Genomic DNA, 16,752 nt, shown 5'->3' on the forward strand with positions numbered 1-16,752 from the left:
AACTCGTCCAAGGCTAGAGATTCGACATTCTCATCTAAACCAAATATATCTTCTTCTGCACTGCTGCTTTCGTCTAAATCTTCTGTAAGGGATAAGTTTTCTAAGGATTCATTGGTATCCAACTCATCCAAGGCTAAAGATTCGACATTCTCATCTAAACCAAATATATCCTCTTCTTCTGTAAGAGATAAGTCTTCTAGAGATTCATTTCCATCCAACTCATCCAAGGCTAAAGATTCAGCACTTTCATCTAAACCAAATATATCTTCTTCTTCCGTGAGGGATAGGTTTTCTAGAGATTCATTTCCATCCAACTCATCCAAGACTAGAGCTTCAACATTCTCATCTAAGCCAAATATATCTTCTTCTTCACTGTTGCTGTCTAAATCTTCTGTCAGAGATAAGTCCTCAAAAAGGCTATTCATTTCAGAAGATTCCTCTAATTCTTCACCTTCAGACCAATTGGAATCTAAATCCAAATCCAGAGCCAGATCGTCAGTCTCTTCGGTGTCCAGCATGTCTAGATCCAAGTTTTCTAAGGACTGATTTTGTTCTGGTGAGTCTAAATTGATTTGTAACAATTCATCCAGATCAGTAGATGTTGCATCTGGATGCTCGGAAAACAAATCAGACAATTCATCGGCTTGATTTTTCTTTGGATTATTTGACATAACAGTGGGTTCAATTTCTAATAAATCTTTTAAGTCATCTTCTAGATCTTCTGAATCTACGTTACTCTTTTCGTTTTTAGATAGATTCAACTCCCAATTATCATTGATGTTTTCTGAAACATCATTGAAAGATTCATGGATTAAGAAGTCTGAGAGGTCACCCATTTCATCCATTTCTGAGGAATCTAAGCCCCAGTTGTTTTCTGGGGGAGCAGAAGAAATTTCGGCTTCCCAAGCTAATTCAATATCTGATGTTTCTCCTTTAAAGAGATCGGCTAGTGTGTTGAGTTCACTGAGTCCAACATCTGGCCCTATGCGTTGTGAGTAAGGGGTAGGTGGATCGACTGGAGGTTGACTATTGTAAGAGCGATCGCTCATGGAACCCTCCTCCCTGGGCGATTCTTCTGTGGGAGTCCTTCCGACTCTTAACAAGGTATCGAGTTCTCGATCAACTGAGTCTGCGGTTAGGGATTGCTGAGGTTGAAGATTTAACAGAGTTGAACTGGGTTTAATCTGGTCAGGAGTTCCAGCCAAAACCAAGTCTCTGGCTCTTTTAAGTTCCTTGATCACTACAGGAGCCAGATGGGTATAGAGGTTATCTCGGTTGGCGATCGCCCCTTGAGCTAATTTTACTAAGTCTACCCAGGTCGAAAGGTTAAAGTTTTCGCCAGCTTGCGTTAGACTGATGCAGATTTGGGTTAACTGTTCTCGACTGTCTGCTGTATCGGGTTGCTTAAACCCTTGTAGCATTTGACGTAATTGAGTGGGCACATCACTCTGAAATACCAAATGTTTGGCACTCTCTTCTGGATCGGGGAGATTGGAGGAGCGACGTTCAACCGTAGCACCACTTGGTCTAGAAGGCAAGGGAGCGATCGCGGCTGTAGATTCTTCTGCTTGAGGATCGGCTCCATTTTTCTTAACCTGCATCATCCGATCCAAGGTTTCAAAGCAGGGAGTCAAAGATTGCTTAACTTCTGCATTTTTGCGAGTGGTTAACTCCTCTGACTCACTTTGTTCTAAATTTTCTACTAATACAGTCAATCCATCCAAGACCTGTAGCAGTAAGGATTCTAATTTGGGACCAATTTTAGGGGGGCGTTCTTTGAGAACTTGGAAATAATCCTCTAACTTATGGGACGTTTTTCTAATACTGCTCGCTCCCAACATGGCAGCTCCGCCTTTAATGGAATGAGCCGCCCGATAAATCTCATCCATCAGTTCTGAATCCTGGACTGTGGCTCCTAAATTCAACAATCCCTGCTCAATAATGGTGAGATTGTCTTTGGCTTCCTCTAGGAAATACCCCATAATCCGGTCTAAGTTTTCCTGTTCCTGAGCCATAATTGTTGCTCTCCCCCAACATTCCGGTCATTAACAGCGATCGCCCTAAACTGCTTCACTGTTTCACTCCACCTTAACCTTAATCTTAGTCCTAACGACTCTTGTGTGGATCGACTTTGAATCGTTCCACACCGGTGAGCAAATCTCGTGCCACATTCACCAGACTCGCCAATGCTTGTGATACCCGTCCGCATTCTTGAGAGGTTTCTTGGGCGGTCAATTCCACAGATTGCATAACCTGAGCCACCGCTCTTGAGGTTTCCGTTTGTTCTACTGTATCAGCCGCGATCGATCTAACCAAAACATCAATCCGATTATTGGTTTGAATAATATCCTCCAGGGATTTCGCCGCTTCCTTAGCCAAGTTTGTCCCCTGAATAACCTGTTGAGTCCCTTCTTCCATCGCTTGCATTACCCCAGCCGTCTCACTTTGGATTTGCAACACGATTTGCTCAATTTCTTTCGATGCTTTGGCCGCCCGGTCTGCCAACTGTCGGACTTCATCGGCAACAATCGCAAATCCCCGACCCGCTTCTCCCGCACGAGCGGCTTCAATACTGGCGTTCAATGCGAGTAAGTTGGTTCGTGAGGCAATTTGGGCAATCAAAGCCACAATCTTGGAAATTTCCTGGGAAGATTCGGCTAACCGTTTCACTTTACGAGTGGTTTCTGCCACCGTTTCTCGAATTTCCAAAATACCCGCCACTGTTCGCTCTACCGACTCTCCACCTTTACGAGCTGTGTCATTCGCAGAACGGGCAACTGCTTCTGCCTGGCGGGCGCTTTCTGCTACCCGTTGAATAGAGTCCGTCATCATTTGCACTGAATTCAGGGTTACCGCTAGTTCTTCTGCTTGTCTCAAAGCATCTGCGGCTAACCCCCGGGCAAAGGTTTCACTATCGGCGGAGCCTTTGTTGACTTGCCGAGCGGCTACCGTTACCTGTTGTACAATTTCCCGCAGGTTTTGAATGGTGAGGTTAAAGGAGTCGGCTACCGCTCCGAGTACGTCAGCCGTGACTTCAGCTTGAACGGTTAGGTCTCCGCGAGCAGCTCCTTCTACATCGTCGAGTAAGCGAATCACTTGGCGTTGAAGGTCTTCTTTTGCTGATTCGTTTTCAGCCGCTTTGCGTTGGGACTCACTCATGGTGGTGAGGACATTTCTGGCCATAACGTTGAAGCTCTCTGCCAGATAGCCCATTTCGTCTTCACCATAGACTGTGGCTTGCGCTCCCAGTTGTCCAGAGGCGACCTTTTCAAATTGGGCTTGCAGTTCGTCCGTCGTCTGCTTGACCTGATTGGTTGCTTTTTTACCTAAAACATAAGTGGTTGCACCGGAAAGACCTCCCGGCAGTAGAATCATCGCCAGTTTGTGAAAGGCGTTGGCATCACTCGCCGTTGCATAAATCACAGCAGCGATCGCAAAAGCAGAACTCAACCCAGTGCCAATCGCGCTATATAAATTTTTGGTAATCAGAGGAGCATTATCAAAAAAGCTCAATGGGCCTTGATCCACCGACACACTCGGTTCTACTGGCCGTTGAGATTTACCGGTAAAGGTGGGAATGGTATCTGTATTACTACTAGAGATGCTAAACATCTCTTCTTCGAGTAATGCAGAATTATCATCACTCGGATCAAAATCCTCATCCAGAGTAATTCCACTGTTGGTCATCCCAGCCATAGAATTACTCTTGAAGTTGGTCGATAGCTCAGATGAAGGGTCATCAAAGCCAGAAAACTCATCGAGAACTTTATCATCAAAGGCATCAAATTCATCAAGGAAGTCTACTGCCCCATTACCATTTTGGGCTTCTGAGATACCTGAATCGGTTTCAAATTGATCTAAACCTTCATCAAATCCAAAACTTTCTGTATGAAACCCAGATTGAGTCTGAAATCCAGATTCTGTAAAATCAGTGATCGCCTCGCCACTCGTCCCATTCGTATTAAAACTATCCTCATCTCCAATTCCTTGCCACAGATGACTATCAGAGAGGGTTTGATCGCTGGTGAGGGTACTACTGCTACGCCCATTTTGGCTCAGAGATAGTTCTCCAGTTCTCTCATGATGACCATTCACCGATCCAGGTGAGCTACCCACAAATAGGGTCGGACTCTCTTCCATGGTTAATCCTGGGCCTTGTAAATCTTCTATCAATTCTGAAGGCTCCGGTTTTAGAGATTCTTCTGTTAAGTCCTCTAGCCCTAGGGTTTGTGGGTGAGAAGAATTAAACGCTTCCTGATCGTCTGGGAATTCCGATGGATCAAAGGCAATCCCTTCATCTGCTTCAAGTACGGCTCCCATTTCATCTGTTAAATCTATATCTGTGGCAAAGGGGGAGAAGGATTCTTCTTCTAAGTTGTAGGAATCTTCTTCTAATTCAGCTAAGGATTCTCCAGCAAAGATATCATCTTCTAAGGGTTCTGTTTCTTGCTGCAATTCTTCTAGTTGTTCATGAGCGACTGTAAAGGGGTCATCATCAGCCAACTCTTCATCATCAAAATCATCCTCTTCATCCAAAGACTCTAAAGAGGCGTAATCTAAGGAGGGTTCTTCTTGGAGATTGTTCTCTTCTAGACTTTCTGTATCCATACTTAGATCGCCGATCATTTCTGTATGGATAACTTCTTCTTCACTCTCGTCTTCACTGAGTTCTAAATCTTGCCATTCTGAAGCAATTTCTTCTTCATCTAACTCTTCCATAGGTGGGATTTGACTCGAATCGTCTTGCAAATCCGTCCCCACGGTATGATACGTTGAGAATTGGTCTACATCTGCTAATCCTTGATTGGCATAATCCATAAATACTTCATCGGAAGTAATTTCTAAAACGGATTCATACTCTTGACGTGCTACCGTATATTCTTGTAATCCATAACAATAAATATGACCTCTGAGTAAATGCGAGTTTGGATCGTCAGGAAAGTGTTCTACCAACTGATCGATAATTGAGGCCGCATCTTCATAGCGTCCTTGAACATAAGCAGTTTCTGCTTGTTGATACTCTGTTGCGTAATCCATCCCATAGCCCCCCAAAACACGATAGTTTGACTGGTTAATTTAATCTACTTGCTGACTATATTATGATCCCCGATTGATAGTTAAGCGTATTAATCTGGAGTTTTATCCAGTTAGGTTATCCCAATTTTAGGCTGCCCACCTCGCCGATCGCAAAATAGCTACTTGGTTGAGCAACCATAGATATTGGTTCTTTTCTTCATCAATCACCCATTCTCCACGCACAAACGGTTCCATGGTATCAGCGATATTAGTCGCTCGTTGGAGTTGTTCCGCATCGAGCCAATCCATCCCCCCCATACGATCTATGGCCAAACCTAGCATAGTATCTTGGTCTTCGATCGCAATCACAGGGAGTTCGGAGCGATCGGTATTTAAGGGAGTCTGCTCCCCTAAGAATTGTCCCAAATCGGCCACCCAAATCACCCGTCCGCGGATATTCATCGTTCCTAACAACAGAGGAGAAACATTGGGAATCGGAGTAATCCGATCTGGGGGAGATTCAAAGACTTCTTTAATGCCAATGGCATTCAGAGCCAGTTCATGGCCAGAGGGGAGAAAAAATCTCAGATGTAATTCTCCTTCTGGATTTTGGAGTTCCTGAAACTCAGTGACTTGCTCGGAGTCTATCTCATGGAAGAATTCAGTATTACCTACCATAATGTTTATCGGTTTAGGGGCTGAGGGATTGAATTGAGGAGAGCCATTAGCTGCGTAAGAGTTGTTTAACCGTCCCTACCAACTCAGTGGGCTGAAAAGGTTTGGCGATGTAAGCATCTGCCCCTTGTTTCATGCCCCAATAGCGGTCAAATTCTTCTCCCTTGGAGGAACACATGACCACAGGGACATGCTGAGTCTTCTTGTCATTTTTAATTCGCCGACAGACTTCATAACCATTCATACGGGGCATAACGATATCCAAAACCACTAAATCAGGAAGATTATTTTGAATATTTTCTATCGCTTCTACACCATCACTGGCAATGCTGACTTTGAGACCACTGTCTGTAAGGAGATCGGTAATCATCTGTCGCTGGGCGGGGCTATCTTCTACTACTAAAACGCTACTCATAAGATTATCCTACTACTGGGCTATCGTGTTCTTTAGGTTGGGGCTGAAGGTCTGACTAACATAACAATGGGTCAGCTCTCCAAGTATCTCTAATTTATCGAATAAAGTGCCTTATCTGGCCACTTGATGGGATTTTTATTGGAGATTCGGGGGAGGGTAAGAGGTTAGGAATTGGCTAAGTCTCCAGAGGGAGGTGTAAGGGGTTCTAAATCGAGTTCTGAGGCGATCGCATCATCAAGGATGCGATCGGGAGAGGGGTCAGTTTTTCCTCCTTTACCAATGTATTTTTCCAAAACCATCAATAATTCTCCCTGGCCAAACGGTTTGGTTAGATAATCAGTCGCTCCTACCATCCGTGCTTTCAGGCGATCGATAAACCCATCTCTGCCGGTGAGCATGACAATGGGGGTTTGCCGAAATCGGTTGGATCGCCGTAACATCGCACAGATTTCATAACCATCTAATTCTGGCATGGCAATATCACACAAAATTAAATCCGGTTTGAGCTGGAACACTAAACTCAAGGCCCGCAGAGGATTGGTAATGCCAGCCACTTCGTAACCACTCGCTTGCAGAATTTGTTCGACTGCTTTACATAAGGCTACCCCATCATCAATAAAAACAACACGGGGGGGGCGCATAGGCTTGAGGTCTTCGGGTATCCAATCCGGTTCTGGCGAACTGAGATAGCTCAGTTGAACCCAGCCTTTTTGCACAAAGGGATAAATGGCTTTGGCGACGGTGAGAATATCCCCATTTAAGTAGCGGGAAATTTGGCGGATGGAGGTTTGTTTATTGGCCCAGGAAGCAAGAATCTTAAATCGCTTTTCATTCAGGTGTTGGCTCAGTTCTGCGGCATCACAAAGGACGGGACATTGATCGGGAGATTGAATCTGGGGATGAAGTTGATTCCATTGTTGAACCTGTTTGAGGACTTTGGTCACTAAGGGCCCAATTTCGAGGGGAGTCAGTTGGGGGGCTATGGGAGGGCCAAGTTCAAACATAAATGATCCATTGTGCAGGGAAAATAGATCAAAGAGGGTTTCTTGAACCATGCTTTTAATGATACTGCGTCCTTGGGCTGGGGTAAGGCTATGGTTTTCTAGCATCGCCCAGAGGTAGCCGTATTCGGGGGCATTGGTGGCGGCAATGGTGGGAACTTTAAGCAGATCGAGGGCAGAAGCGACTCCATAACGATGAAGATGATGACGTAGGCGCACCAGAGAACTATCGGTGTCTGAACCGGCATAGATGATTTTGCCATTGGCAAAAAAGACAAACCAACATTGAGGGGGCAGACGCTGGGGGCGATCGCTTCGATTAAACTGAGGTTGAGGACTATAGCTCTCAACACACAATTCCCCCGTGCGCTGTCCTAACTCAATGAGCTGGAAAATGCTACGAATGTCAATCTCGCTTAAGTGTCCCTGCATTAGGTCTTCATTCTGTTGGTTACATGCTACCGCTTAAGTCCAGGCTGAATCCTCTTTCTTAGAACCCATGGCCCTAAAGCTATTGTAAGTCCTTATGATCGCAGGTATTGGCTTTGAATCGGATGAGTAGAAGGCAGGGGTCACCGTTCCTGTCTACAGGAAAGGAAAAGCCACGGTGTTGATAAGGGTAGGTGAGTTTTAAGCTAAACTAAATGGCAATGGGCAATCAACCCTTAATCATCCCTTAAAAAGGGTTCGACCCCACCTGGGTATGCCCTGCCCCAATGAGCTGCTCAATCATACTGCATCTGAGCTTGGGAGAGTACACCATTCACCCAAACAGTAATAAATTTTGTAAAGTGGGTTGGGGCTGTAATCAGGATAGGGATTGAAGCAAAAGCCAGGTTCAATGGACTGTATAAGATGGCTAAATACCTAAACCTGATGCTCAGTTCAGGTGCGATCGGTAAAACTAACCCAGGTAGGGGTTTCCCTAAATTGCCTAGAGCAGTCAAAATAAAATAAAGATCAGGGAGAGTTTACCCCAGGATCGGTTGATTGATGGACGCATAAACGAGGACTATCAGCGTGCTTTATCTAGCGGAAGTACAAATCCAGAAGGGGTTCATGGGCAATAAAGCCATGATTAAACTGCTGGCGTGTCAGCGCAGTGAACAAAATTGGAGTTCGGTCTCAGAAGAACTGATTGAATTGGCAGAACCAGGAACCTTAAAAGATGGAGCGCTGGTTTTGGTTGAGGTTTCCAATAAGAAGATTCAACGACCCCCTCAAGATGCGGCTCGTCCTCTGATTGGGATTTTGCAGAAGTTTTCTACCCTTCAGGGAAAATTTGAAGGCCAAGAAGAGGAAATTGAACAATGGAAACAGTCCTTGACGTTTCAGGCTCAAGAGTTGAATCGTCGAGAAATGGAACTGGTGGCACGAGAAGATGAATTGGCCCAGTTAGAGGAAGAGGCAGAGAAATTAGAGGAGAAGCGGCAGGAAATTGAGTCGTTATCGGACGAAGCTCAACGACAACGGGAGGAGTTTGAGCGCAAAAGCCAGGAGTTGGAAGGAGCCTGGGCCCATTTACGGGGTGAGCAACAACGGCTAGAGGAACAGCAGGGGGAACTCTCGGCAGCGACGGTACTCGATGACGAGAAGGCGGGCCAAATTCGACAGTCTTTGCAGTCTTTGTCGGAGGCTCTAGCACCGACGGAAACTCTCCGAGAAGCGGTGGAGCAGATGTCTGGGACAATGTCCGAAGAGCAACAAGTCCTCGATCAACATTGGCAAAGATTGGAGGAGTCGAAAGGACAAACGAGTGAACAGGAAGGGGAAATTAACCAATTAAAGACGACGATTAATAGCCGTTGGCAAGAGTGGAATGAGGCGCAAGGGGTTCTGGAAAAGGCGCAAATTGATTTGAAAACTCAAGAGAGTCTCTTACAAATCAAGCAAGATTTACTCTCACCGATGCAAAGTCAATTGAGTCAGACGGAGCAGTTGTGTCAACAGCTTCAGGAACTGGCGGAAGGCTCGGGAAAACCTACGGTGAGCATCGATCGCCAGGCTCTGGAAAATATGCCCATTGATGAGCTACAACAACAGGTGGGCCAGTTGGAAGAAGATTTGAAACGGGCATCGGGATTTGTGAAGGATCAGGAAGAGGAATTAGGGTATCAGTTAGAGGCGATCGAGGAACTTAAGCAGAAGATTGAACAAGCAAGTGAATACGATCGCCTCAGTTTAGAAACGGAATTATCCAGTGAACAAGAAAGTTATGATTTCTTGAATGAATCGTTGGTGGGTTCTCGCCGGAATTTAGCTGAACGAGAATTTGTGTTTAAAGTCCATGAAAGTATTCTTCGCCAACGACAAGGTTATCCCGCCGAACCAGGACAGGAGGGACTGCTCGATTTTGGGCCAGCTCTAGAAGCGGCTGAGAGCCAACGGCACTTACAAAGCGAACAAGTGCAACGGATGGAAGCGGAAATTAGCCAGATTCAATCGGCGATCGGGCAAGCTCAGGACTTGGTCAATAGCCAAATGTCGGCTCAAGAAACGAAACGCAATGAAATTAAGCAGTTGGAAGAAACCTTAGCTCAACAAGAGCAACAGTGGGTTGAAGCCAGAGGTAAACTTGGGGTTTATGAGCAGATGCTCCAACCCCTGCAAGACCAACTGGCCCAATATCGGGAGAAAATAGAGCAACTCCAACAGGGAATTGCGGGGATTCAATCAACCAACGATCGGCAGTTACAGGCGATCGCTCAACTGCAGCAAACTGTTACGGAATTAACTCAGTAGGTCTAGCTTTTAACCTTGTCTCCTTTTTACCTCCACCTCTTAACCTTCCCAAGAGGTAGCCCAACACCACCAACAAAACCTCCATGAACTTATGGCCAATAAACTCCTTTGCTATGTCCAAGGTTTACAGCACTGAAGATTTAATTGCCATATTGGCCCAAGAGCGTCAAGCGTGTATGAGAGGGGAGCGCCTAAATCTCAATAGTCAGCTCTCTGGTCATCCCATTATTGACCAATTTGTAGCCGTTGAAGGGGTTCAAAACTTTATTGCCTACAAAGATTTTCAATCCACCATTCATCAGTATCAGAGAGAGTACCAGGTTTCCGGCATTATCTGGCAAGAAATCCTCATTCATCAACAAACGTTGCACTATCCAACAATTCACGACCAACTGATTGCCTTACCCCAAGATTTAGATATCCTGCAACAGGCCAAACCTGACATTCTCAATTTTTGGCATCAAGTAACGGTTGCTATGGATATCTTTATTGCTGATGGTCGCCGCTATCAAAAAATTACCCATCAAGATATTGAGCTGATTTCCCACCGCACCCAATGGGCCCTCATTTACAAATGGGAAAATCCTTCCTATTTAGAGATAGTGTTGCAACTCGGTTGGGGACAACCTACAGAAGCCTCCTATCAACGTAGTCTACCCCACTCTGGAAGTCGCTCTATTCATGCCGTTTATCCTGGAACTCACCCCATTGGTTGAAAGGCTTGAATAAACTTGGAGTTTAACTTAACTTTCGTCTTTCCGATGAACAGGGATTTGAATGGTAAATTGACTGCCACCTTCTGGTAATGCAGAATAATTCAGTTGCCCTTGATGTTGCTCCACAATAATTTGATAACAAATAGAAAGACCCAATCCACTGCCTTGTCCCACAGATTTAGTGGTAAAAAATGGATTAAAAATTTGGTTTTTTATATCATCAATAATGCCAATTCCATTATCTTGGAAACAAACGATCACTTGATGATCGTCAGTAAATTCTGTACGGATTTCTATCGTTGGCATGAAGTCCTCAGAAAGTGAGGGATCAAAACTTTTATCTTCTATCGCATCAATGGCATTTTCGATCAGATGAAGAAAAACTTGATGAATTTGCCCGGAATAGCAGGTAACATTAGGGAGTTCACCATAGTGTTTAAGCACTTGAATCGGAGGATGACGATCGGTTTCTTGTAATCGGTGTTGCACAATTAATAAGGTACTCTCAATCCCTTCATGCAAATCTACAGATTTAATGTCTGCTTCATCGAGTCTAGAAAACGTCCGCAACCCCAAAACAATAGCATGAATTCTTTCTACACCAGTTTTCATAGAATCCATCATACTCTTGAGATCATCAATGACAAAATCTAGATCAATATCTTCTGTGAAATCTTTGATATTCTCGGTCGGATTTGGATAACTTGTTCGATACATTTTAATCGTACTGACTAAATTATCCAAATAATCATTCACATAATGAACATTACCGTAAATGAAGCTAATCGGATTATTGATTTCATGGGCAATTCCGGCAACAAGCTGTCCCAAACTTGCCATTTTTTCACTTTGAATCAGTTGCAATTGAGTGTTTTGTATTTTGGTCAAAGCAGCTTCTAATCGTTCAGTTTGTTGTTTAAGCTGCATTTCGCGGTCTTCTAGGGAACTCTGAATTTTTTTGCGATCGCGGATTTCCTGCTCCAAAACCACATTCTGCTCGGCCAGCATTTGTTGAGCTTGGCGAAGCTTGAGCTGATTTTGTACTCGCACAATCACTTCTTCAATTTGAAAGGGTTTAGTAATATAATCCGATCCACCGACACGGAAGGCTTTGACCTTATCAAGAACATCATCCAGGGCACTCAAAAAAATTACCGGTATTTCCTGGGTCACTTCATTGGCTTTGAGTTTGGTACACACTTCATAGCCATTGAGGTCGGGCATATTAATATCAAGTAAAATTAAATCGGGTGGTTTAGCTTGAGCCGCTTTTAATCCCATGGCTCCATTAATCACACTTCTGACTTTATACCCTTGCTTGGTTAACAAACTCGACAGCAACCGGAGATTGTTGGGCATATCATCAATTAGCAAAATATTCGCGGGTTCTGGATGATCAGTAGAGTGATTCATTGGAGGGCAAGGAAGTTAGGCGGCACGATGAACTTGAACAACTGTATAAATTAGCGAGCAATAAACTGGTTACTTTCTTGGAGAATGCACTCTTCTGTTATCTCACAAATTGCTTCAAACTGGAAATTATCAACCCAAGCAACTAACTGTTGTCTTAATTGTAATTGAGAGGTTGACAGTTGGTCGATCAAGGGCAACATCAGATCGGCATCGGCTTCAGTGGCTGCTTTCTGTAAGGCGGCAATCCATTCTATGGGCTGTTGAGCCATGGCATCTGAGAGAAAGGATCTGGCGTTTTTAGAGGAAAGGGGAGGGGGTTGAGAGAGAGGATAATCCTCGGTATCGTTGAGGGGATCATAGGACTGATCGCTGAGGCGATCGCGTTCAGATTCTGATTCATAAGTATATTCCAATTCTAAATACTGGGCAATTTTCTCTAAAATCACGGCTTCGAGAAAGGGTTTATGCACTAAGTCATTACATCCTATGGCTAACATCTGTTGGCGCTCTTCTTCAAAGGTACTGGCAGTAGTGACAATGATCGGTACATGGGGAAGACCACGTTCGTGTTCTCGTTCACGGATACTAACTGTCATGCTATAACCATCCCGGACCGGCATCCGAATATCCGTTAAAATCAGATTGATTGTTTCTTGTTCCCAGAGAGTCAGGGCTTCTTCTCCTTGGGTGGCTTCTAGCACTTCAAACCCCAAAGGGGTGAGTAAAGAGCGGAGAATTTCGCGGTTTTCCCATTTATCATCGACTACTAAAATACGGTAGGTTTTCTCTGTGGAGGCAATTCCGGTCACCTTAAGCTCAACCTGAGACAGGGCTTCTGCTTCTCCTGAGACAGGGAGCAGGGGTAAGTCAAAGGTAAACATACTCCCTTGGTTGATTTCACTCGATACACTCAGCACTCCACCCAGAAGATTGACTAACTGTTGGCTGATGGTTAATCCGAGTCCAGTGCCTTCCTGAGATTGTTTGCCACTTTGGGTTTGTTCAAAGGGCTGAAAGAGTTGGTCTAATTCTTCGCTGGCTATACCGATACCGGTATCGGTGACGGTAAATTGTAGAGTGTCGGGTTGATCCGCAACTGTGATGGTCAGGGAAACATTACCTTGACGGGTGAATTTGATGGCATTACTAAGTAAATTGAGTAAGATTTGGCGCAGTTTTTGTTCATCGGTGTAGAGGGACTGGGGAACATTTTCTTGCACTTCCATGCTCAGATGGAGGCCTTTCTTTTTCGCTTTGAACTCTACCATACTTTCTAAATGATGAACGAAGGTGAGTAAATTAAAGTCGTGAGGTAAAAGTTCGGATTTTCCAGCTTCGATTTTGGATAAATCTAAAATGTCATTAATGAGGCCGAGTAAATGTTGGCTACTGCTGTAGATGATCTGGAGTTGTTCCTGGTGTTTATCGGTTAAAGCATTGTCCTTGACCATAATTTGCGTAAATCCGAGAATGGCATGTAGAGGGGTACGCAATTCATGACTCATTTTGGCTAGGAATGTGCTTTTAGCTTGATTAGCGCGTTCTGCGGATTCTTTGGCTTCCAAGAGTTGATCGGTACGTTGGTGAACTCGTTCCATGAGGGCGTTGAGAGTTTTACTTAAAGAGGCGATTTCGTCTTGGGTACTGATGGGCATTCGCAGTTGCCAATTTTCTTCTTCGGTAACGGTGGCAGCTAAGTCAGTAAGTTGTTCGAGGGGGCCGATAATATCTTCAGTTGTGCCTAGGGCAATCCAACCGGCGATCGCTACAGCGAATAAACTACTGAAAATAATGATACCTTTTTCCAGACCTTGAGCATTTTCCATCTCGACTTCCGCTTGTCGAGCTTGTTGTTGGGCTGTGGCTAGGATTTGATCGAGAGTCGCCCCTAATTGGTCTAATTCTCGTTGTCTCTCGGATAGCACCAGAGATCTGAGTTGATTTTGCTGTTCTTCTAAACCAATATTCGGTTGATTAATAATCTGTTGGATACGATCGCTATATTCAACTAAGGCTTGAGTATAGCGATCTAGAAATGGCTCGAAGGTATCTACAGAAATGGCTAACCAGGCTGGATTTCCTGTGATAAACGTTTGTAGCTCTTCTTGGGTCGCTTTGATTTCAACCAGGTTATCATCAAGCTTCTTTTGATACAATTGTGAGGCTTCGCGATCGCCAACGACTGTCCCCAGTAAAACGCCTAATCGTTCCGCTCGTTCGATCTCGACCTGAAAGTGAACCAACAATTGAGCTTGAATATTGGCATCCGCTAATTGGACAATGCCCTGTCCTTGATAATAATCAGCCACGACTAACCCAATCAACGAACCCGCCAAGCCAGTACCAATGGCTAATGCATAACCCGATCCAATTTTGTGTCGGATACGCCCCGATCGAATTCGTTCCCACCCTTTCTTGATCTTATGAGTTATGTGGCCCAGTTTCATCATCAATTAACCTTTTCAGAGAGTTTCTCACTAATTAATTGATGCACTCGATCGAATTGAAAATCATGAACCCATTCTGTGAGACAATCTCGCATTCGCGAATTGGAGGGAAAAACTTCGTCAATTAGTTTGAGCAGTAATTCCTCTTCCGCAGCTAGGGTTGCCTGTTGAAGTTTGACCCAATCTGAGGACTGAACATAGCTGAGATCTTCCGGTTCAAGGTCTTGCGGTTTGATGGCTAACGGAGCATTTAGGAGTTTTAGATCTGCCGGTATAGTATATTGCCTTGATTCTGAAGTCAGAGTAGGCTCAGAACCCATGTCTAGTTTTATGGGTAAGGTAAACTGGAACTTACTCCCTTTGCCTACCTCAGATTCTACCATTAGCTTACCTCCCATCAATTCTACAACTTGTTGACTAATGGGTAAGCCTAAACCTGTACCTTCTTGAAACCCGCGATCGCTCGAACTTTGCACAAACGGTTCAAACAAGCGAGACAACTCATTGGGGGCAATCCCAATGCCGGTATCCTGAACTTCACAGATTAAAGTAGCATTATTTTCTGACCCATGATTGGCACAATCAACCTGAACTTGAATTCCCCCTTGGGGAGTAAACTTTAAGGCGTTTCCTAATAAATTAATAAAGACTTGCCGTAATTTCCCCGAATCCGCTTCAATAAAAGGGGGAACCTTGGCAGAAACATCAAAAGATAAGCTTAACCCTTGATGCTCTGCTTTGAGCTTGAACATTTGATAGAGGCTACTGAGCATATCGTATAGATTAAAGCGATTCTGATGGAGTTCCATTTTCCCGGCCTCTATTTTTGACCAATTCAACAAATCGTTAATCAGATCTAATAGATGTTCGCCACTATGATGAATCACTTTCAGATAACCAAAATGCTCTTCAATTCGAGCTGGAGTTACAGTGGAAGACGTATCGCCCAGATGGCGGATCATCACCTGAGTAAAGCCTAGAATAGCGTTGAGAGGAGTACGCAGTTCATGGCTCATTTTGGCTAAAAACGTACTTTTGGCCTGATTTGCATTTTCTGCGGCTTCCTTAGCCGCAGACAAGGCTTCCATTGCTTCTTTTCGCTCCGTAATATCACGGGCAATCCAAATCACAGAATCGCCCATTCCAGACACATCCGTAATGGGGGCAATGGTGGCAGCAAACCAAAAGCTCTGCTCCTCTATGGTGAGTTGATATTCTGTTTGTAGGGTCGTTTGAGTATTGAGGCTTTGCCAGATCAAATGGATAAAGGTTGTGGATTGCTCGGGTTCAAAGATATCTTGTACACTTTTACCGATCAACTCTGATGGCATCTGGTAGAGGGGTTTGGGGGTAGTGGGCGCAATATTGACAATGTAGCCTTGGGCATCAAAGATCAGAATCAGATCGGAGATCGCACTAAAGAGCGTTTTAAATTCTGTGGTCACTTGTTTTTGATGCAGAATTCGACCAAAGTCAAGGGCGCGATAGGAGAGTTGTTGTACCCAGTATTGATCTTGAACGGAAGAATAATGGGTGAAGAAGACTAAAATCCCCAAGCTGGCTGAACGTCTCGGAATCAGGTTAGGGGTTAAAGATTCTTCGGCGGGGATGGGGATGGGTAGACCAAAGGCAGCCCCTAGATCAACTTGATGAGCCAGAGTTCCCCTGGAAAAAATATCGTTGTCTTGGGCAAGGTTACCAAACCATTGGGGTTTATTGCTATACCAGACTCGTCCAGGGATATCTTCGTCAGGTAGGAGGATGAGTCCTTCGGTGTAGTGGCGGAAGTCTTGTAGCGCACTTATATGCTCTGGGGAAAGAGTTTGGGGATTTTTGTACCAGATGGGGCTACATTGGAGGGCACTTTTGTCAGCAGTGGGAATCCAAGCTTCTGCATAACTCCAACCCGTCAGTTGACAAATTTGCTCTAGGATTAGGTGCAGGGCACTGGAGAAGTCAGAGGTGGTATTTAAGGTTTGTTCTAGGGCTAGAAGGAGGTTGGGAGACGGATTGGGGAATTGATGGTCTAGGAAGGGTTGTTCGGTTTGCTCGCTTTCGGGGAGCGTTTGAGGTTGCTGGCTAAGTTGACGGTGAAGACTATAGGCGCTTTTAATTCCTAATGTTGTCGTTAAGAGCAAGATGATCCAGATGAACCCGATGACTGGAGGGATGGGGAGTCCGGTTCTTGAATACACCCATGCGGTTACTCCAATGGCGATCGCACTTGAGGCGCATAACGGAGTGACTAAAAGGATGGGCAAGAAGGAAAATCTGGACATGCTTTTACGGACTTCACGCTAGGAATGAGGGGGCATGATTACGGTTCT

At 44.7% G+C, this 16,752-nt stretch carries 10 protein-coding genes; 2 read left to right on the plus strand and 8 right to left on the minus strand.

The features are described from left to right. From J7529_RS00005 to J7529_RS00025, 5 genes are all read right to left on the minus strand, one after another. Positions 1-2,015: Hpt domain-containing protein (locus J7529_RS00005; protein WP_318727297.1), on the minus strand; the 2,015-nt coding region annotated here is incomplete at its 3' end. A 91-nt stretch (positions 2,016-2,106) separates the two neighbouring features. Beyond that, a complete protein-coding gene (locus J7529_RS00010; RefSeq protein WP_318727298.1) occupies positions 2,107-5,037 on the minus strand; it encodes a methyl-accepting chemotaxis protein in 2,931 nt (976 codons plus the stop codon). Between the two features lie 126 nt (positions 5,038-5,163). Beyond that, positions 5,164-5,694, minus strand: coding sequence for a chemotaxis protein CheW (locus tag J7529_RS00015; protein ID WP_271937582.1), 531 nt, complete (start codon positions 5,692-5,694; stop codon positions 5,164-5,166). A gap of 46 nt (positions 5,695-5,740) precedes the next feature. Next, positions 5,741-6,106 carry a response regulator transcription factor gene (locus tag J7529_RS00020; RefSeq protein WP_271937580.1) on the minus strand — a complete coding sequence of 122 codons (366 nt, stop codon included), beginning with the start codon at positions 6,104-6,106 and terminating at the stop codon, positions 5,741-5,743. Positions 6,107-6,270: 164 nt separating this feature from the next. Beyond that, a complete protein-coding gene (locus J7529_RS00025; protein WP_271937578.1) occupies positions 6,271-7,539 on the minus strand; it encodes a response regulator in 1,269 nt (422 codons plus the stop codon). Between the two features lie 588 nt (positions 7,540-8,127). On the opposite strand from J7529_RS00025, the gene hmpF reads away from it, so the two are divergent. Together hmpF and J7529_RS00035 are read left to right on the plus strand one after the other, a co-directional pair. Beyond that, positions 8,128-9,849, plus strand: a complete 1,722-nt coding sequence (gene hmpF / locus J7529_RS00030) for a pilus motility taxis protein HmpF (protein ID WP_318727299.1) — start codon at positions 8,128-8,130, stop codon at positions 9,847-9,849. Positions 9,850-9,962: 113 nt separating this feature from the next. Beyond that, positions 9,963-10,565 (plus strand): hypothetical protein, encoded by a 603-nt coding sequence (locus tag J7529_RS00035; RefSeq protein WP_271937575.1) that lies wholly within the window; start codon positions 9,963-9,965, stop codon positions 10,563-10,565. Positions 10,566-10,592: 27 nt separating this feature from the next. Here J7529_RS00035 and J7529_RS00040 read toward each other — a convergent pair whose 3' ends face one another. From J7529_RS00040 to J7529_RS00050, 3 genes are read right to left on the minus strand one after another with little or no spacing between them, the layout of a single operon-like run. Continuing rightward, positions 10,593-11,978, minus strand: coding sequence for a response regulator (locus tag J7529_RS00040; RefSeq protein ID WP_318727300.1), 1,386 nt, complete (start codon positions 11,976-11,978; stop codon positions 10,593-10,595). Positions 11,979-12,028: 50 nt separating this feature from the next. Next, positions 12,029-14,428 (minus strand): ATP-binding protein, encoded by a 2,400-nt coding sequence (locus tag J7529_RS00045; protein ID WP_318727301.1) that lies wholly within the window; start codon positions 14,426-14,428, stop codon positions 12,029-12,031. Further along, on the minus strand, positions 14,428-16,704 hold the full coding sequence (locus tag J7529_RS00050) for an ATP-binding protein (protein WP_318727302.1): 2,277 nt from the start codon (positions 16,702-16,704) through the stop codon (positions 14,428-14,430). The genes J7529_RS00045 and J7529_RS00050 overlap by 1 nt, the downstream gene beginning before the upstream one ends. Positions 16,705-16,752 lie beyond the last annotated feature (48 nt).

The sequence above is a fragment of the Roseofilum sp. Guam genome (assembly GCF_017746735.1).
Lineage (GTDB): Bacteria > Cyanobacteriota > Cyanobacteriia > Cyanobacteriales > Desertifilaceae > Roseofilum > Roseofilum reptotaenium.

What these genes read in the sequence shown, in the direction of transcription:
- J7529_RS00010 (WP_318727298.1), bottom strand. Translation starts at nt 5,037, where the DNA reads ATGGATTACGCAACAGAGTATCAACAAGCAGAAACTGCTTATGTTCAA.
- J7529_RS00015 (WP_271937582.1), bottom strand. Translation starts at nt 5,694, where the DNA reads ATGGTAGGTAATACTGAATTCTTCCATGAGATAGACTCCGAGCAAGTC.
- J7529_RS00020 (WP_271937580.1), bottom strand. Translation starts at nt 6,106, where the DNA reads ATGAGTAGCGTTTTAGTAGTAGAAGATAGCCCCGCCCAGCGACAGATG.
- J7529_RS00025 (WP_271937578.1), bottom strand. Translation starts at nt 7,539, where the DNA reads ATGCAGGGACACTTAAGCGAGATTGACATTCGTAGCATTTTCCAGCTC.
- J7529_RS00035 (WP_271937575.1), top strand. Translation starts at nt 9,963, where the DNA reads ATGTCCAAGGTTTACAGCACTGAAGATTTAATTGCCATATTGGCCCAA.
- J7529_RS00040 (WP_318727300.1), bottom strand. Translation starts at nt 11,978, where the DNA reads ATGAATCACTCTACTGATCATCCAGAACCCGCGAATATTTTGCTAATT.
- J7529_RS00045 (WP_318727301.1), bottom strand. Translation starts at nt 14,428, where the DNA reads ATGATGAAACTGGGCCACATAACTCATAAGATCAAGAAAGGGTGGGAA.
- J7529_RS00050 (WP_318727302.1), bottom strand. Translation starts at nt 16,704, where the DNA reads ATGTCCAGATTTTCCTTCTTGCCCATCCTTTTAGTCACTCCGTTATGC.